Consider the following 18,511-nt stretch of genomic DNA (forward strand, 5'->3'; position numbering starts at 1 on the left):
TCGCCTCCGCCGAACCGAAGCCGAGCAGCCCGAAGGCCACCAAGACCCCGGGGGCCGGGCCGGCCCCGACCGCCGCGCCGCCCACGGTCCCCGCCACCGGCGGCCCCGGCCCGACCGCCACGCAGAGCGGCCCCGCACCGGAGCCGACCGCCTCCGCCACCACCACCGACCCCGGCACCGGAACCGTCGCGAACGGCCCCGGTGACCCCAGTCCTCTCGCGCGGGAGCCCGGCCCCTCCGCCGCCGCGCCCGCCGATCCGTCCTCGGAGAACACCGTCTGATGGCATTCCGCTCCCGCCGTCACGGGCCCGCGACCGGAGCCCGTGACGGTTCCCGGCGCCGCCGTGTGCCCATGCGAATTCTTTTGCCCCTGTTCGTCCTGGTTGCGCTGATGGCGATGCTGATGCTGCGGGGCTACACCCACAGCGAGATCCTCGCCGACTACCGCGTCCGCTCCGCCGCCCCCGCCGACAGGGTGCCGCGCGCGATCCGCGAGGGCGGCCCCGTCATCGACTCCCGCGGCGGCCGCCCCACGACCCTGAAGGTGCCGGACGGCCGGATCGTCCTCACCTTCGACGACGGCCCCGACCCGCGCTGGACGCCGAAGGTGCTGGACGCCCTGAAGAGGAACAACGCGCGCGCGGTGTTCTTCATCACCGGCACCATGGCCTCCCGCTACCCCGACCTCGTCAGGCGCATGGTCAAAGAGGGCCACGAGATCGGGCTGCACACCTTCAACCACCCCGACCTCTCCTACCAGTCGAAGAAGCGCATCGACTGGGAGCTGTCCCAGAACCAGCTCGCGCTCGCGGGCGCCGCCGGCATCCGCAGCTCCCTGTTCCGGCCGCCGTACTCCGCACAGGCCAAGGCCATGGACAACAACTCCTGGCCGGTCACCGAGTACATCGGCAACCGCGGCTACCTCACGATCGTCACCGACCTCGACGCCGACGACTGGCACAAGCCGGGCGTGGACGAGATCGTCCGCAGCGCCACCCCCGAACGCGGCAAGGGCGCCGTCGTCCTCCTGCACGACTCCGGCGGCGACCGCGGCCAGACCGTACGGGCCCTGGACAAGCTGATCCCCCGGCTCCAGGGCCAGGGCTACCGGTTCCAGAACCTCACCCGGGCACTGGACGCGCCGAGCGCGCACACCCCCGTCACCGGCCTCGACCTGTGGAAGGGCAAGGCGTGGATCTTCCTGATCGACGCCTCCGACAACATCACCACCGTGCTGGTCGCCGGCCTCGCGGTGATCGGCTTCCTCGTCATCGGCCGCTTCGGCCTGATGCTGCTGCTGTCCGCCCTGCACGCCCGCCGCACCCGCGCACGGGACTTCACCTGGGGCCCCGGCGCGCCGGTCACCGAGCCGGTGTCGGTGCTGGTACCGGCGTACAACGAGGCCAAGTGCATCGAGGGCACCGTGCGTTCGCTCCTGCGCAGCGACCACCCCGTCGAGATCATCGTCGTCGACGACGGCTCGACCGACGGCACCGCCCTGCTCGTCGAGGGCATGGAGCTGCCCGGCGTGCGGGTGGTCAGACAGCTCAACGCGGGCAAGCCCGCGGCGCTCAACCGGGGCCTGGCCAACGCCCGTCACGACCTGATCGTGATGATGGACGGCGACACCGTCTTCGAGCCCTCCACGGTCGGCGAACTCGTCCAGCCCTTCGCCGACCCGCGCGTCGGCGCGGTCGCCGGCAACGCCAAGGTGGGCAACAAGGACACCCTCATCGGCGCCTGGCAGCACATCGAGTACGTGATGGGCTTCAACCTCGACCGCCGCATGTACGACGTCCTGCAGTGCATGCCGACGATCCCGGGCGCGGTCGGCGCGTTCCGCCGCTCGGCCCTGGAGCGCGTCGGCGGCATGAGCGACGACACCCTCGCCGAGGACACCGACATCACCATGGCCGTCCACCGCGACGGCTGGCGCGTGGTGTATGCCGAGAAGGCCCGCGCCTGGACCGAGGCCCCCGAGTCCGTCCAGCAGCTGTGGTCGCAGCGCTACCGCTGGTCCTACGGCACCATGCAGGCGATCTGGAAGCACCGCCGCGCCCTGGTGGAGCGGGGGCCCTCGGGCCGCTTCGGCCGGGTCGGACTGCCCCTGGTCTCCCTGTTCATGGTGCTCGCCCCGCTGCTGGCCCCGCTGATCGACGTCTTCCTCGTCTACGGCCTGGTCTTCGGGCCCACCGAGAAGACGGTCCTCGCCTGGTTCGGCGTCCTCGCCATCCAGTTCGTGTGCGCGGCCTACTCCTTCGTCCTGGACCGCGAGCGGCTCACCCCGCTGATCTCGCTCCCGCTCCAGCAGATCCTCTACCGCCAGCTCATGTACGTCGTGCTGCTCCAGTCCTGGATGACCGCCCTCACCGGCGGCCGGCTGCGCTGGCAGAAGCTGCGGCGCAAGGGCGGGGTGTCCGCCCCGCCGGCCGAACCGGCCCGGCAGGCGCGGCCCCTGGACGAAAGGCCGGTCCGGTGAACCCTCCCTCCCCCGACTCCGCCGTGCACACCGCGCCCCTCCCGGCGGCGGACCCCGCCGCGCCGGGCCCCGCGGAGACCGCCGCCGGCAAGCCGGTCCGCGACCGCTACTTCGACCTGCTCCGCGCCCTCGCCCTGTTCCGCGTGGTGCTCTACCACCTGACGGGCTGGGCCTGGCTCCCGCTGGTGTTCCCGTCCATGGGCGTGATGTTCGCCCTGGCCGGCAACCTCATGGCACGCTCCCTGAAGCGCCCGGCGACCCAGGTCATCAAGGGCAGGGTGCGCCGGCTGCTGCCCCCGCTGTGGCTCCTCGCCGTCATCGGCGTCACGGGCATGGTGCTCCAGGGCTGGCGCCCCGACGCCGACGGCCGGCCCGGCTTCTGGTGGCTCCACCTGCTCTTCTGGGTGTTCCCGCTCAGCGATCCGCCGTACGCCGAGGGCCTGCCCGGCATCCCCGGCTTCGTCGGCGAGAACTGGGCCGCCGACCTCGCCGGACCGCTCTGGTACCTCCGGGCCTACCTCTGGTACGTCCTGCTCTCGCCGTTCCTGCTCAAGGCGCTGCGCGCGATGCCGCTGGCGACCGTCCTCGCGCCGCTCGGCCTCTCGGCGGCGTTCGCCTTCGGCTGGCTCCAACTGCCCGGTGAGCGCATCCCCTCGGCGCTCACCGACTTCAGCACCTTCGGCGCCTGCTGGATCCTCGGCATGGCCCACCGGGAGGGCCTCCTGCGCAGGCTGCCGCGCTACGTCGTGCCCTCGCTGGCCCCGGCGGTCGCCCTGGCCGGCCTCTGGTACGCCCTGCACAACGACTTCCGGCAGGGCAACGACCTCGACGCCATGCCGCTGGCCCAGGCCCTGTGGTCCTTCGGCACGGTCCTGCTGTTGCTCCACGTCAGCCCCACCTGGACGCGCCGGCCGCGCCCGCTGCGCCCCTGGGACCGGCTGATCACCCTGCTCAACTCCCGCGCGGTGACCGTCTATCTGTGGCACAACGTCTGCATCCTGGTCGCCTCGACCCTGTGGGACCGGCTCTGGGGCGTCGACGTGCTGTGGCGGGACTACTCCTGGCTCCTGGAGAGCCCCTGGCCCGTCCTGGCCGTCACCTGGGTCCTGATCTGCGCCTGCGTCGTGGCCTTCGGCTGGGCCGAGGACCTGGCGGCCGGACGCCGGCCGCAGCTGTGGCCGGACGGTTCCCGCTCCGGGCGCCCGCGGCGCCGCGCCCGGCGCTGACCCGGGCGCCCGTCCGCCGCCCCCGGCGCGTACCCGGCACAGCCCCCGGCCCCGGCCCCCACGGCCACCACCGGCCCCAGCCGGGGTACCCGGCCCCGTACCCCGCGCCGCGGCCCCCGTACCCCGCGCCGCGGCAGCGGCCGCAACCCCCGTACGGGCAGCCGCCGTACCCCCGGCAGAACCCCTACGGGCAGCCCCCGCGGCCGCGCTGACCGCGGGCGCGGACCTCTCATCCCGCCCTCCGGCCGGGTGAGAGCATCGTTCCCTTCCGGTCACCGGACGCCACAGACCGGAAACGCGCCCTCCCTACCTTCGGGACCAGCCACGCGCAGTGCGCCCGAGCCCCGAAGACCGTGGAGGCGTCATGACAGCCCCTAGCCCAGCCCCCGCCGCCCGCCGGGGAGGCCGCTGGATCGAGCACTGGGACCCCGAGGACGAGACCTTCTGGCGCGGGACGGGCGAGCGCACGGCCCGGCGCAACCTCCTCTTCTCCGTCCTCTCGGAGCACATCGGCTTCTCGGTCTGGACCCTGTGGTCCGTGATGGTGCTGTTCATGGGCCCGGAGTACGGGCTCACCCCCGCCGACAAGTTCGTCATCGTCTCGCTGGCCACGCTGGTCGGCGCCGTCGTGCGGGTGCCGTACACCTTCGCCGTCGCGGTCTTCGGCGGCCGGCTGTGGACGGTCGTCTCGGCGAGCCTGCTGCTCGTGCCGACCGTGGCCGCGTTCGCCGTGATGGAGCCGGGGACCTCGTTCGGCACGTTCCTGGCGTGCGCGATGCTGGCGGGCGTCGGCGGCGGCAACTTCGCCTCCAGCATGACCAACATCAACGCCTTCTTCCCGCTGCGCCGCAAGGGCTGGGCCCTCGGTCTGAACGCGGGCGGCGGCAACATCGGCGTCCCCGTCGTGCAGCTCGCCGGCCTCGCGGTCATCGGCGCGGGCGGCGGCCCCCGGCTGCTGCTCGGGATCTACATCCCGCTCATCGTGGCCGCCGCCGTCCTCGCCTGGCTGCGCATGGACAGCATCGCGTCCGTCCGCAACGACACCGGCGCCGCCAGGGACGCGGCGAAGGACCCCCACACCTGGATCATGTCCTTCCTCTACATCGGCACCTTCGGCTCGTTCATCGGCTACAGCTTCGCCTTCGGGCTGGTCCTGCAGACCCAGTTCGGCCGCACACCGCTCCAGGCCGCCTACGTCACCTTCGTCGGCCCGCTGCTCGGCTCGCTGATCAGGCCCGTGGGCGGTTCGCTCGCAGACCGGTTCGGCGGCGCGCGGATCACGCTGTGGAACTACGTGGCCATGGCCGCCGCGACCGCGGTCGTCGTCGCGGCCTCGATGCGGGCGTCGCTGCCGCTGTTCACCACGGCGTTCATCGCGCTGTTCGTGCTCAGCGGGCTCGGCAACGGCTCGACGTTCAAGATGATCCCCGGCATCTTCCACGCCAAGGCCCTCGCCAGGGGCCTGACCGGGGAGGCCGCCGCGGCCCACGGCCGCCGGCTCTCCGGTGCCTCCATGGGACTCATCGGCGCGGTGGGCGCGCTCGGCGGGCTCGGCATCAACCTCGCCTTCCGCCAGTCCTTCCTCACCGTGGGCTCCGGCACCGGCGCCTTCGTCGCCTTCCTCGTCTTCTACGGCCTCTGCTTCGCCGTCACCTGGGCCGTATACCTTCGCCGCCCGGCCGTCACGAAGACGCCTGCCACACCGGCCGCCGAGGCGAAGCCCCGGCTCAGCTATGCCGAGGTGTGACGTAACACCGCCGACACGAAGCCGAACCGAGCCTGTCACGCACCGTTGGCAGGCTCGTCCGGCATCCGGGCCCCACCTCGTCGGACACAGCCCCACCAGGGGTGTGACCATCTGACGCAGGCACCACGACTCGAGTGCGGGACGAGAGCGATGTACGACGAACAGCAGCAACACCGGCACGGGCCCCTCGCCGGGTTCACCGTGGGCGTGACCGCCGCGCGCCGCGCCGACGAACTCGGGGCGCTGCTCGGGCGGCGCGGTGCCGCGGTGGTGCACGCCCCCGCCCTGCGCATCGTGCCGCTGGCGGACGACAGCGAACTGCTCGCGGCCACCGAGGAGATCATCCGGCACACCCCGGACGTCGTGGTCGCCACCACCGCGATCGGCTTCCGGGGCTGGATCGCGGCGGCCGACGGCTGGGGCCTGGGCGAGGACCTGCTCGCCGGGCTGCGCGGGGTGGAACTGCTGGCGCGCGGCCCCAAGGTCAAGGGCGCGGTCCGGGCCGCGGGCCTGACCGAGGAGTGGTCGCCCGCCAGCGAGTCCATGGCGGAGGTGCTGGACCGGCTGCTGGAGGAGGGCGTCGAGGGACGCCGGGTCGCCGTGCAGCTGCACGGCGAGCCGCTGCCCGGTTTCGTGGAGGCGCTGCGGGCCGGGGGAGCGGAGGTGCTCGGGGTGCCCGTCTACCGGTGGCTGCCGCCGGAGGACATCGGTCCGGTCGACCGGCTGCTGGACGCCGCGGTCAGCCGCGGCCTGGACGCCGTGACCTTCACCAGCGCGCCCGCCGCGGTGTCGCTGCTGTCCCGTGCGCAGGAGCGCGGTCTGCTGGCGGAGCTGCTCGCCGCCTTCGCCCGCGACGTCCTGCCGGCCTGCGTCGGCCCGGTCACCGCCCTGCCCCTCCAGGCCCACGGCGTCGGCACGGTCCAGCCCGAGCGCTTCCGGCTGGGGCCGCTGGTCCAGCTGCTGTGCCAGGAACTGCCCGCGCGCGCCGGGTCGTTGCCGCTGGCCGGGCACCGGGTGGAGATCCGCGGGCACGCGGTCCTGGTCGACGGGGTGCTGCGGCCGGTGCCGCCCGCGGGGATGGCGCTGATGCGGGCGCTCTCGCGCCGGCCGGGCTGGGTGGTGGCGCGCGCCGAACTGCTGCGCGCCCTGCCGGGGGCCGGCCGGGACGAGCACGCCGTGGAGACCGCGATGGCCCGGCTGCGGACGGCCCTCGGGACGCCGAAGCTGATCCAGACGGTGGTGAAGCGGGGGTACCGGCTGGCCCTGGACCCGGCGGCGGACGCGAAGTACGCGGACGCCTGAGGGCGGGCGGCCGGGAGCGCGGGGCGGCCGGGAGCGCCGCGAAAGCCCCGTCGGCCGTCGGCCGTTCAGGCCCCGCCCCGTGGCCGTGGGCCGGCCGTCCCCGTCCGGTCCGTGCCGTGGCCGTGGGCCGGCCGTCCCCGTCCGGTCCGCGCCCTCCCCGGACCCGCCGGGCGGTACGAGGGGTTCCGGCCCCGTCGCGGGGCAGGCACTGTGGAGGAACACGGTTTCCCCCGGCTCTCCCGCGGCACGCACCGGCCCCTGTGGCCGGGTTGACCCCAGGCGGTGACAGGCACATGGCACTGGCTACGGCCACGGACGCGTACGAACTGCGGTTCGGCGCAGGGCGCAGCTGTCTGGATCTCCTCGCGACCGCCCATCCCGCCGAACGGCTCGACTCCGCCGAGGTGCTGCGTGCCTGGCTCGTCGGCGCCGGCCTCGTCCCGCCCGGCACCCCCCTGGCCCGGGTGGACGCCGCCTGGCTCGCCGGCTTCCGCGAACTGCGCGGCCTGGTCGGGCAGTTGGTGCGGACAGGGCTCGGCCCCGAACCGCGGCCCCCGTACGACACCGCGCTGGCCGGGGTGAACGGCCTCGCGCGGGCCGCGCCGCCCGCCCCGCGTGCCGTGCGCGGCGAAGACGGGACGCTCGTACGCGAGTTGGACCGTCCGCCCGAGTGCGCGGGGCTGCTCGCCGCCGTCGCCCGGGACGCCCTGGAACTGCTCACCGATCCGGTCGCGCGGGCCGCGCTCAGGGAGTGCGAGGGCGACAACTGCCCGCTCGTCTACCTCGACACGTCCCGCGGCCGCAGAAGGCGCTGGTGCTCCAGCGAGGTCTGCGGAAACCGCGAAAGGGTGGCCCGGCACCGCCGCCGCGCGGCCCTCGCCCGCGCCTGACAGACCGTTATGCGGCTTTGGTGACAAGGGAGTCGACGTGATGTCCCTTACATTTCGCTTACCTACGCTCCCGTAGGGAAGCGAAAAGTCGATCTTGCCGATGTGGTGGAAATGTAAAGATCGCACGGTGGGAATGTGGCGCCATGTCCCGCTCGTCACGTCACTCCGCAGAAAACTGTCGCCTCACTTTGAACACACAACAGGCGGCCTGCGTACGGGTGGTCGAGCGACCGACTGGGGGAACCCCCGGACATCGGAGGTGGGCGTGCGCAAGGATCCCGTCGTGGCCAATGAACGTGGAGCGAGGGCCCGACATCGCATGTCCCAGCCCTCGGAGCCTGATGAGGAGCTGATGCGCGCTCTGTACAGAGAGCACGCCGGACCCCTCCTCGCATATGTCCTTCGGCTGGTCGCCGGTGATCGGCAACGAGCAGAGGACGTCGTGCAGGAGACGCTCATCCGTGCCTGGAAGAACGCCGGACAGCTCAATCGAGCCACCGGATCGGTACGCCCCTGGCTGGTGACGGTCGCCCGGCGCATCGTCATCGACGGTCACCGCAGCCGGCAGGCCCGGCCGCAGGAGGTCGACCCGTCGCCGCTGGAGGTCATCCCCGCGGAGGACGAGATCGACAAGGCGCTGTGGTTGATGACGCTTTCGGACGCGCTCGACGACCTGACCCCCGCCCACCGGGAGGTCCTGGTCGAGACGTACTTCAAGGGGCGTACCGTCAATGAGGCCGCCGAGACGCTGGGCATACCCAGCGGCACTGTGCGCTCAAGGGTTTTCTACGCCCTGCGGTCGATGAAGCTGGCTCTGGAGGAGCGGGGGGTGACGGCGTGATGAGTGTGTACGGGGGAAACCAGGGATTCGGCATGGGCGGTTCGGGTATGTCTGGCTCCATGAGCCCCATTCAGGGAGAACCGGGCCCGAGTGAACACGAGACCGTCGGCGCCTACGCCCTCGGGATTCTCGACGACGTCGAGGCAACCGCTTTCGAGTCCCATCTCGCCACCTGCGAATGGTGCGCCCAGCAGCTCGACGAACTGGCCGGAATGGAACCGATGCTGGCCGCGCTCGCGGACCTGCCCGGCACCGGCACCCCCGCCCTCGGCGACTCGCTCTCCGCCAAGCCCAGCCCGCGCCTGGTCGACAAGCTCGTCGACGAGGTGGCCGAGCGCCGCGCCCAGAAGCGCCGGCGCAGCTTCTACATGGTCGCGGCGGCGGCCGCGCTGATCGTCGGCGGCCCCTTCGTGGCCGTGGCGACCAACGGCAGCGGCGACGACGGCACGGGCACCGGCACCGGCACCCGCACGGTGCAGGCGGCCAACCCCGCCAAGGACCTGTTCACCGGCATCGAGAAGAAGGTGACCGGCAGCGACGCGGCCTCCGGGGTCACCGCGACCGTCGCCCTGGAGAAGAAGCTCTGGGGCACCGAGACGGGGCTGGAGCTGAAAGGCGTCAAGGGCCCGCTCAAGTGCTCCCTGATCTTCGTCGGCAAGAACGGCGAGCGGGAGACCGCCGCGTCCTGGTCCGTCGGCAAATGGGGCTACGGCATCCCGGACGGCAAGACGGAACAGGCCAGGAACCCGCTCTACATCAGCGGCGGCGTCTCCATGAGCCCCGACCAGATCGACCGGATCGAGGTCATGACCTTCGACGGGAAGAAGCTCGTCGAGGTCGACGTGTAGGTCCACGTAGCTTTTCCGGGCCCCCTTCGCGTACGGTTGACGGCTGCCCAGCACGTCAGAAGGGGGCCCGGTGGCCGCTCAGGCTCCACAGGAAGCCGCGCTCGACTCCTCGCGGGACCGCGAGATCGGCGTCGAACAGGAACACCTCGACCGGGTGTACCGGCGCCTTGAGGAGAAGATCCACGAGGCCGAGTTCCTGATGCACGACGCGGCCCAGCGCGGCCAGGTGGGGACGCCCGGCGCGCTCGCCGAGCGGGACGCCCAGGTCTTCCGGGCCGGCGTCCACCTCAACCGCCTCAACAGCGAGTTCGAGGACTTCCTCTTCGGACGCATCGACCTCCTGCTCGGCAGGGACGGCAAGAAGGGCCCGGACGGCGCGTACACCGCCGTCGAGCCCGCCGAGGGCACCGTCCGCGAGGACGGCACCGCCGACATCGCCGAGACCCTGCACATCGGCCGCATCGGCGTCCTCGACCAGGACTACGCCCCGCTGGTGATCGACTGGCGGGCGCCTGCCGCGGCGCCGTTCTACCGCTCCACCCCGGTGGACCCGGGCCGGGTCGTACGCCGCCGCGTCATCCGCTCCAAGGGCCGCAGGGTGCTCGGCGTCGAGGACGACCTGATGCGCCCCGAGCTCAGGGCCCTCCTCGACGGCCGCGAGCTGGCCGTCGTCGGCGACGGCGCCCTCATGGCCGCCCTCGGCCAGGCCCGCGGCCACACCATGCGCGACATCGTCGCCTCCATCCAGGCCGAGCAGGACCTCGTCATCCGCGCCCCCGCCGCCTCGGTGACCTACGTCGAGGGCGGCCCCGGCACCGGCAAGACGGCCGTCGCCCTGCACCGCGCCGCCTACCTGCTCTACCAGGACCGGCGCCGCTACTCCGGCGGCATCCTCATCGTCTCGCCCACCCCGCTGCTGGTGGCGTACACCGAGGGCGTGCTCCCCTCCCTCGGCGAGGAGGGCCAGGTCGCCGTCCGCGCGATCGGCTCCCTCGTCGACGGCGCCGAGGCCACCGTTTACGACTCCCCGGCCACCGCCCGCGCCAAGGGCTCCTCCCGGATGCTCAAGGTGCTGCGCAAGGCTGCCCGCGGCGCACTGGAACCGCAGGGCTCCCCGACCCGGCTCCGGGTCGTCGCCTTCGGCCGCCGCCTGGAGCTGGAGGGCGCCGAACTGGAACGCGTGCGCCGCACCGCCCTGGCCGGCACGGCCCCGGTGAACCTGCTGCGCCCGCGCGCCCGCAAGCTGCTCCTGGACGCCCTGTACGAGAAGTCCGGCGGCGCGGGCCGGCACAGCGACCCGGAACTCGCCGCCGAGCTGCGCTCCTCCTTCGACGAGGACGTGGTCTCCGAGGACGCCTTCCTCGCCTTCCTCGACGCCTGGTGGCCGGAGCTGAGCCCCGCGACCGTCCTCGACGCGATGGCCGACGAGCGCAGGCTGGGCCGCTGGGCCCGCCGCGTCCTCAACCCCGGCGAGGTCCGCAAGGTGGCCCGCTCGCTGCGCCGGGACGGCCGCTCGGTGCACGACATCGCCCTGCTCGACGAGCTCCAGGCGATCCTCGGCGTCCCCGCCCGCCCCCGCAGACGGCGCGAGCTGGACCCGCTCGACCAGCTCACCGGCCTGGAGGAGCTGATGCCGGTGCGCGAGGAGTCGCAGCGCGAGCGCGCCGAGCGGCTGGCCGCCGAGCGCACCGAGTACGCCCATGTCATCGTCGACGAGGCCCAGGACCTCACGCCGATGCAGTGGCGGATGGTGGGCCGCCGGGGCCGCCACGCGACCTGGACGGTGGTCGGCGACCCCGCCCAGTCCTCGTGGTCCGACGTGGACGAGGCGGCCGAGGCCCGCGACGAGGCCCTCGGCAGCCGCCCGCGGCGCCGCTTCGAACTCACGGTGAACTACCGCAACCCCGCCGAGATCGCCGACCTCGCCGCGAAGGTGCTGGCCCTCGCCATGCCCGGGGCCACGGCCCCCTCGGCGGTGCGTTCGACCGGGGTCCGGCCGCGCTTCCGGGTGGTCCGCGACTCCCTCGCGCGCACCGTCCGCGACGAGGCCGCACGGCTGCTGGACCTGGTCGACGGCACGGTGGGCGTGGTGGTCGCCATGCAGCGGCGCGAGGAGGCGGCGAAGTGGGTCGCCGGACTCGGCGACCGGGTCGTGGCGCTGGGCAGCCTGGAGGCCAAGGGCCTGGAGTACGACGCGACGATCGTCGTCTCCCCGGCGGAGATCGCCGACGAGTCGCCCGCCGGCCTGCGGGTGCTGTACGTGGCGCTGACCCGGGCGACCCAGCAGCTCACGGTCGTCTCCGGGGAGCGGGACGACCCGGACGCGTCCGGGGTGCCGGACCTGCTCAGAGATTGACCCGGACGAACCCGCCGTACGGGAATGGCCGCACGGGATCGGTTTGTTAGATTGGGTGTGGCACCGGCCCGATCCAAGCCCCCGGGCCCAACCTTCGTCGCTACGAGCGACCACTTGCCGCGAGGCGAGCATGGCGGGTCGGTGTCGTGAACGTGAAGGGACCCACGTCATCTGTGACGTGGGTCCCTTCTCATGCGCGGACGTGGCGAACAATACGTTCGCAATGCAGGCCCGGCTAACTCCTACCGAGCGGTAGGTGCGACGATCGGACGGCATACCAAGCGACACACGGTGAAAGCAGAGGAAGTCGGCCATGGCAACGGCGCCCAGCGTCTCCTACTCGATGACGGTCCGGCTGGAGGTGCCCGCGAGCGGAACCGCCGTCTCGCAGCTCACCACCGTCGTGGAGTCCTCCGGTGGCTCGGTGACCGGTCTCGACGTCACCGCGTCCGGCCACGAGAAGCTCCGGATCGACGTCACCATCGCGGCCTCGTCGACCGCGCACGCCGACGAGATCGTCGAGGAACTGCGCGGCATCGAGGGCGTCACCCTGGGCAAGGTCTCCGACCGTACGTTCCTGATGCACCTCGGCGGCAAGATCGAGATGGCGTCGAAGCACCCCATCCGCAACCGCGACGACCTCTCCATGATCTACACCCCGGGCGTGGCCCGCGTCTGCATGGCGATCGCGGAGAACCCCGAGGACGCGCGGCGCCTGACGATCAAGCGCAACTCCGTCGCGGTCGTGACGGACGGCTCGGCCGTGCTCGGCCTCGGCAACATCGGCCCGAAGGCCGCGCTGCCGGTCATGGAGGGCAAGGCGGCCCTCTTCAAGCGGTTCGCCGGCATCGACGCCTGGCCGATCTGCCTGGACACCCAGGACACCGACGCGATCGTCGAGATCGTCAAGGCCATCGCCCCCGGGTTCGCCGGCATCAACCTGGAGGACATCTCCGCCCCGCGCTGCTTCGAGATCGAGGCGCGGCTGCGGGAGGCCCTGGACATCCCGGTCTTCCACGACGACCAGCACGGCACGGCGATCGTCGTCCTGGCCGCCCTGACCAACGCGCTGCGGGTGACCGGCAAGGCGATCGAGAACATCCGCGTCGTCATGTCCGGCGCCGGCGCCGCCGGTACGGCCATCCTGAAGCTGCTGCTCGCGGCCGGCGTGAAGAACGCCGTCGTCGCCGACATCCACGGCGTGGTGCACATCGGCCGCGAGGACCTGCGCGACGCCCCGGCCGACTCCCCGCTGCGCTGGATCGCGGACAACACCAACCCCGAGGGCCTGACCGGCACCCTGAAGGAGGCCGTGCGCGGCGCCGACGTCTTCATCGGCGTCTCGGCCCCGAACGTACTGGACGGCACGGACGTGGCGGCCATGGCCGAGGACGCCGTCGTCTTCGCGCTCGCGAACCCGGACCCCGAGGTCGACCCGGCAATCGCCCGTCAGACGGCGGGAGTTGTGGCCACGGGCCGCTCCGACTTCCCCAACCAGATCAACAACGTGCTGGTCTTCCCCGGTGTCTTCCGCGGCCTGCTGGACGCGCAGTCCCGCACGGTCAACACCGACATGATGCTCGCGGCCGCGAAGGCGCTGGCGGACGTGGTGACCGAGGACGAGCTGAACCCGAACTACATCATCCCGAGCGTCTTCAACGACAAGGTCGCCGGTGCCGTCGCCGGGGCCGTGCGCGACGCCGCGAAGGCCGTCAGCGCCGCCGGGTAGGCGCCCGCCGGGCCGGGTGCGCGGGCCCGGGGACCACGGGTTCCCGGGCGCCCGCCCCGTACCGCCGACCCCGGGACGCCGAGCGGACGTACCGCACGGCCGGGAAGTGTGTGTGGGCTGTGAGGATCGCCACGGCAAGCCCTTGTGACGGCGCGTCGTGGAACCAGGGGCCCGTGAGCGCCGTTTATCGTGACGGCCAGGCTGAGGCCCTCTCTTCGTGTGACTCCCAAGGGTGTTCTCACGACTCCTCCGGGTGCCGGATTGGCTTTCCCGCCGCAGGTAGGGGCAGGATGCGTCCCTGGGCGCGAGGGTCTGGCCACGGACCCGGGTCCGGGGCCTCACGGAGGAACCTGGCAGCATCGACATCGCTGTGCCCGACATGCGGCTCCGCCGCGTGGCACGCCTCAAGGCAAATGAACACGGGAGTAAGAACATGAACCGCAGTGAGCTGGTGGCCGCGCTGGCCGACCGCGCCGAGGTGACCCGCAAGGACGCCGACGCCGTGCTGGCCGCGTTCGCCGAGACCGTCGGCGAGGTCGTCGCCAAGGGCGACGAGAAGGTCACCATCCCTGGCTTCCTGACCTTCGAGCGCACCCACCGTGCCGCTCGCACCGCGCGCAACCCGCAGACCGGCGACCCGATCCAGATCCCGGCCGGCTACAGCGTGAAGGTGTCCGCGGGCTCCAAGCTCAAGGAAGCCGCCAAGGGCAAGTAAGGATTCGCGCGAGCGCCGTCGTGGCGTGGCGCCCTGGGCGACCGCGGCCCCGTCCCGGCTGCTCGCGCAGTTTCCCGCGCCCCCTTCGACGGCGCCGCAGCAACGCCGATGGGGCGGCTGCCCGGACACCGGGCGGCCGCCCCATCGGCGTTGCGCGCAGACCGCGGGCGGTGTTGCTGTGGCCGGGGTTGCGGGGTGGGGTCAGCCGAGTGCTTTGCCCGGCAGTTCGACCTTCGCGCCCAGCTCGACCAGCTTCTCCATGCTGTGTCTGTCCGGGGGGCGACCCCCGGGCCCCCGGCCGGGAGCGGTGTTGCTGTGGCCGGGGTTGCGGGGTGGGGTCAGCCGAGTGCTTTGCCCGGCAGTTCGACCTTCGCGCCCAGCTCGACCAGCTTCTCCATGAAGTTCTCGTAGCCGCGGTTGATGAGGTCGATGCCGTGGACGCGGGACGTGCCCTGGGCCGCCAGCGCCGCGATCAGGTACGAGAAGCCGCCGCGCAGGTCGGGGATGACCAGGTCCGCGCCCTGGAGCTTGGTGGGGCCCGAGACGACCGCGGAGTGCAGGAAGTTGCGCTGGCCGAAACGGCAGTTCGAGCCGCCCAGGCACTCGCGGTACAGCTGGATGTGCGCGCCCATCTGGTTCAGCGCGGAGGTGAAGCCGAGACGGGACTCGTACACCGTCTCGTGGATGATCGACAGGCCCGTCGCCTGCGTGAGGGCCACGACCAGCGGCTGCTGCCAGTCCGTCTGGAAGCCCGGGTGCACGTCCGTCTCCAGGGCGATGGACTTCAACTGGCCGCCGGGGTGCCAGAAACGGATGCCCTCGTCGTCGATCTCGAAGGCGCCGCCCACCTTCCGGTAGGTGTTGAGGAACGTCATCATCGAGCGCTGCTGCGCGCCGCGGACGTAGATGTCGCCCTCGGTCGCGAGCGCCGCGGACGCCCACGAGGCGGCCTCCAGACGGTCCGGGAGGGCCTGGTGGTTGTAGCCGCCGAGCGAGTCCACACCCGTGATGCGGATCGTGCGGTCGGTGTCCATCGCGATGATGGCGCCCATCTTCTGCAGGACGCAGATCAGGTCCTCGATCTCCGGCTCGACGGCCGCGTTCGAGAGCTCGGTGACGCCCTCCGCGAGGACGGCCGTCAGCAGCACCTGCTCGGTCGCGCCCACCGACGGGTACGGCAGCCGGATCTTCGTGCCGCGCAGCCGCTGCGGGGCCTCCAGGTACTGCCCGTCCGCCCGCTTCTCGATCGTCGCGCCGAACTGCCGCAGGACCTCGAAGTGGAAGTCGATCGGCCGGCCGCCGATGTCGCAGCCGCCGAGGCCGGGGATGAAGGCGTGGCCGAGGCGGTGCAGCAGCGGGCCGCAGAAGAGGATCGGGATGCGGCTGGAACCGGCGTGGGCATCGATGTCGGCGACGTTCGCGCTCTCGACGTGCGAGGGGTCCATCACCAGCTCGCCGGGCTCCTCACCCGGACGGACCGTGACACCGTGCAGTTGCAGCAGGCCGCGTACGACGCGCACGTCACGGATGTCCGGTACGTTGCGCAGTCGACTCGGCGCGCTGCCCAGCAGGGCGGCCACCATGGCCTTCGGTACGAGGTTCTTCGCACCGCGGACACGGATCTCACCCTCCAGCGGGGTTCCGCCGTGGACAAGCAGGACATCGTCGTTGACGGTCATGAATCTCGCGTTCCGATGAGTCGGGCAGGGGCCAGAAGGCAAAGGGTAATCGCCGCCGACCCCCCTTCAGTAAGCCCGAGTACGGCTCAGGAGCGTCATAGCTCTGTCACAACACGAACGGTTCCGCACCGGGCACGAGCGGTCACCGCCCCGCCCGTGCGCCGGGCGGCGCTTCCGTCCGCCCTGAGCTGCGCGCACCGCCGAACCCCATTGGCCCCCCGCGCGGGGGAAAGATGCGGGATCATGTCTGGCATGACCGAGGTGTCCTCGCTCACAGGGCGGCTGCTCGTGGCCACGCCCGCCCTGGCGGACCCGAACTTCGACCGCGCGGTGGTGCTCCTCCTCGACCACGACGAGGAGGGCTCCCTCGGCGTCGTCCTCAACCGTCCGACCCCCGTCGGCGTGGGCGACATCCTGGAGGGCTGGGCGGAGCTGGCCGGCGAGCCGGGCGTCGTCTTCCAGGGCGGCCCGGTCTCCCTGGACTCGGCGCTCGGCGTGGCGGTCATCCCCGGGGACGCCGCCGGCGAGAGCGCCCCGCTGGGCTGGCGCCGGGTCCACGGGGCGATCGGGCTGGTGGACCTGGAGGCGCCGCCTGAGCTGCTCGCGCCGGCCGTCGGCAGCCTGCGGATCTTCGCCGGGTACGCCGGCTGGGGCCCCGGCCAGCTGGAGGACGAGCTGGTGGAGGGCGCCTGGTACGTCGTCGAGTCCGAGCCCGGTGACATCTCCTCGCCGTCCCCGGAGCGGCTGTGGCGCGAGGTGCTGCGCCGCCAGCGCAGCGAGCTCGCCATGGTGGCCACGTATCCGGACGACCCTTCGCTCAACTGATGCCTGTGAGCTTCAGTACTCTTGGCGGTATGAGCACTCTCGAGCCCGAGCGCGGGACTGGTACGGGGACCCTCGTCGAGCCCACGCCGCAGACTTCCCACGGCGACGGCGACCACGAGCGCTTCGCCCACTACGTCCAGAAGGACAAGATCATGGCGAGCGCCCTCGACGGGACCCCCGTCGTGGCGCTCTGCGGCAAGGTCTGGGTGCCGGGCCGCGACCCGAAGAAGTACCCCGTGTGCCCCATGTGCAAGGAGATCTACGAGTCCATGGGCGCGGGCGGCGACGACAAGGGCAAGGGCGGCAAGGGCGACAAGTAGGCGTGCCCTCCCCGGCCCGACGGGCCCCAGGGCCCCCGAGGTGCGTTTTGTGCACCCTGGGGGCCTTTGTGCTGAACGGCCGTTGCACGGAGTGCGTCCGCCGGTCACAAGGTGGTTGAGACCTCTTGTGGGCGCGTTCATGGAGTACCTAGCCTCCGGGTGTTGTGCACAGCGAAACCGTCATTGCGCATGATGCAACACCTCATCGGAGGAGCACTGCATGAACACCAGGAAGCCGTCCGTTCGTTTCCTCGGGGCCACCACTGTCGCGGCCGCCACCCTGATCGTCTCGGCCTGCGCCCCGCAGACCTCGGACAACTCCTCCTCCGACAAGGACGAGAAGACCGGCACCCTGCGGGTGTGGCTCTTCCAGGAGGTCGGCAACAAGCCGAAGGAGAAGGTCGTCGACTCCGTCGTCGCCGCCTTCGAGAAGCAGAACAAGGGCACCCGGGTCGCCGTCGAGTACATCCCGGTCGAGACCCGCGCCCAGCGCGTCAAGGCCGCCTTCAACGACCCCAAGTCCGCGCCCGACGTGATGGAGTTCGGCAACACCGACACGGCCGGCTATGTGAAGGACGGCGGACTCCTCGACGTCACCCGGGACTTCGGTGACTGGAGCGAGGCCAAGGACACCGACCCCACCGCCCGCCAGTCCGTCACCGTCGACGGAAAGGTCTACGGCTCGCCCTTCTACGTCGGCGTGCGCGCCCTGTACTACCGGACCGACGTCTTCGACGAGCTCGGCCTCGACGTGCCGAAGACCATGGGCGACCTCGCGACCGCCGCCCGCAAGATCCGGGCCGCCCGCCCCGAGCTGTACGGGATCGCGGTGGGCGGTGCCTACACCTACGGCGCGATGCCGTTCGTGTGGGCCAACGGCGGCGAACTGGCCACGGGCAAGGGCGGATCGTACGCCTCGGCCATCGACAGCCCGGAGGCACAGAAGGGCATCAAGGCGTACACCTCGCTGTTCTCCGACGACAACTGCCCCGCCGCCAAGTGCGCCGGCATGGGCGGCAACGACACGGTGACCGCGTTCGCGGCCGGCAAGGCGGGCATGGCGATCGGCGGCGACTTCAGCTACGCGGCCGTGGAGGCCGGCAAGGTGAAGGGCAAGTACAAGGTCGTGCCGCTGCCGGGGACGAGCGAGGGCTCGGTCGCGCCGGCCTTCGCGGGCGGCAACAACATCGGCGTCCTCAAGAGCACCTCGCGCCGCACGCTCGCGGTCGCGCTGATGCAGCAGCTGGCCTCCAAGAAGACCCAGTCCTCGATGTTCGAGGCGATGGGCTTCCTGCCGACGTTCGCCGACGTGCGCGGGCAGGCCGCGGCCAAGAAGCCGTACGTGAAGCCCTTCGTGCAGACCCTGGCCGCCGGGACCAAGTTCGTGCCCGCCTCGCCGGCCTGGGCGCAGATCGACTCCTCGCTGGTCCTGCCGACGATGTTCCAGGAGGTCATCAGCGGCAAGAAGGACGTCGCCGCCGCCTCGGCGGACGCGGCGAAGAAGATGAACGACGCGTTCGGCTCCGCGGGGTGACGCACGTGACGCCCCAGGAA

General features: G+C 72.0%; 14 protein-coding genes and 1 pseudogene. 14 read left to right on the top strand and 1 reads right to left on the bottom strand.

Going from position 1 to position 18,511, the window contains the following annotated elements; genetic code table 11:
• The 11 genes and pseudogenes from SZN_RS41495 to SZN_RS20675 all read left to right on the top strand — a co-directional run.
• Positions 1 to 281: pseudogene (locus SZN_RS41495) on the top strand (hypothetical protein); the annotation flags it as partial.
• On the top strand, positions 281 to 2,479 hold the full coding sequence (locus tag SZN_RS20630) for a bifunctional polysaccharide deacetylase/glycosyltransferase family 2 protein (RefSeq protein WP_050815098.1): 2,199 nt from the start codon (positions 281 to 283) through the stop codon (positions 2,477 to 2,479). The pseudogene SZN_RS41495 and the gene SZN_RS20630, both read left to right, overlap by 1 nt.
• On the top strand, positions 2,476 to 3,705 hold the full coding sequence (locus SZN_RS20635; RefSeq protein ID WP_007498175.1) for an acyltransferase family protein: 1,230 nt from the start codon (positions 2,476 to 2,478) through the stop codon (positions 3,703 to 3,705). The genes SZN_RS20630 and SZN_RS20635 overlap by 4 nt, the downstream gene beginning before the upstream one ends.
• Positions 3,706 to 4,069: 364 nt before the next feature.
• Positions 4,070 to 5,452 carry a nitrate/nitrite transporter gene (locus tag SZN_RS20640; protein WP_007498177.1) on the top strand — a complete coding sequence of 461 codons (1,383 nt, stop codon included), beginning with the start codon at positions 4,070 to 4,072 and terminating at the stop codon, positions 5,450 to 5,452.
• A 150-nt stretch (positions 5,453 to 5,602) separates the two neighbouring features.
• Positions 5,603 to 6,754: a uroporphyrinogen-III synthase gene (locus SZN_RS20645; protein WP_007498179.1), complete on the top strand. Its 1,152-nt coding sequence runs from the start codon at positions 5,603 to 5,605 to the stop codon at positions 6,752 to 6,754.
• Positions 6,755 to 7,047: 293 nt separating this feature from the next.
• Entirely contained in the window at positions 7,048 to 7,644 is a 597-nt protein-coding gene (locus SZN_RS20650; protein WP_007498180.1) for a CGNR zinc finger domain-containing protein, read from the top strand.
• 319 nt (positions 7,645 to 7,963) lie between these two features.
• Positions 7,964 to 8,485: a sigma-70 family RNA polymerase sigma factor gene (locus tag SZN_RS20655; RefSeq protein ID WP_010039908.1), complete on the top strand. Its 522-nt coding sequence runs from the start codon at positions 7,964 to 7,966 to the stop codon at positions 8,483 to 8,485.
• A 59-nt stretch (positions 8,486 to 8,544) separates the two neighbouring features.
• Entirely contained in the window at positions 8,545 to 9,333 is a 789-nt protein-coding gene (locus tag SZN_RS20660) for an anti-sigma factor family protein (RefSeq protein ID WP_007498182.1), read from the top strand.
• Positions 9,334 to 9,403: 70 nt separating this feature from the next.
• A complete protein-coding gene (locus SZN_RS20665; RefSeq protein WP_007498184.1) occupies positions 9,404 to 11,689 on the top strand; it encodes a HelD family protein in 2,286 nt (761 codons plus the stop codon).
• Between the two features lie 313 nt (positions 11,690 to 12,002).
• On the top strand, positions 12,003 to 13,418 hold the full coding sequence (locus SZN_RS20670; RefSeq protein WP_007498186.1) for an NAD-dependent malic enzyme: 1,416 nt from the start codon (positions 12,003 to 12,005) through the stop codon (positions 13,416 to 13,418).
• 433 nt (positions 13,419 to 13,851) lie between these two features.
• Entirely contained in the window at positions 13,852 to 14,133 is a 282-nt protein-coding gene (locus SZN_RS20675) for an HU family DNA-binding protein (RefSeq protein WP_007498188.1), read from the top strand.
• Between the two features lie 338 nt (positions 14,134 to 14,471).
• On the opposite strand, the gene murA is transcribed toward SZN_RS20675, so the two are convergent.
• Positions 14,472 to 15,812, bottom strand: a complete 1,341-nt coding sequence (murA, locus tag SZN_RS20680; protein WP_007498190.1) for a UDP-N-acetylglucosamine 1-carboxyvinyltransferase — start codon at positions 15,810 to 15,812, stop codon at positions 14,472 to 14,474.
• Positions 15,813 to 16,064: 252 nt separating this feature from the next.
• Here murA and SZN_RS20685 point away from each other — a divergent pair, with 252 nt between their 5' ends.
• The 3 genes from SZN_RS20685 (at position 16,065) to SZN_RS20695 (ending at position 18,491) form a co-directional block, all read left to right on the top strand.
• On the top strand, positions 16,065 to 16,637 hold the full coding sequence (locus SZN_RS20685) for a YqgE/AlgH family protein (protein WP_007498191.1): 573 nt from the start codon (positions 16,065 to 16,067) through the stop codon (positions 16,635 to 16,637).
• A gap of 29 nt (positions 16,638 to 16,666) precedes the next feature.
• On the top strand, positions 16,667 to 16,957 hold the full coding sequence (locus tag SZN_RS20690; protein ID WP_007498192.1) for a DUF3039 domain-containing protein: 291 nt from the start codon (positions 16,667 to 16,669) through the stop codon (positions 16,955 to 16,957).
• A gap of 220 nt (positions 16,958 to 17,177) precedes the next feature.
• Positions 17,178 to 18,491 (top strand): extracellular solute-binding protein, encoded by a 1,314-nt coding sequence (locus SZN_RS20695; protein WP_007498193.1) that lies wholly within the window; start codon positions 17,178 to 17,180, stop codon positions 18,489 to 18,491.
• The last annotated feature ends 20 nt before the right edge of the window (positions 18,492 to 18,511 follow it).

This window comes from Streptomyces zinciresistens K42 (assembly GCF_000225525.1).
Taxonomy (GTDB): domain Bacteria; phylum Actinomycetota; class Actinomycetes; order Streptomycetales; family Streptomycetaceae; genus Streptomyces; species Streptomyces zinciresistens.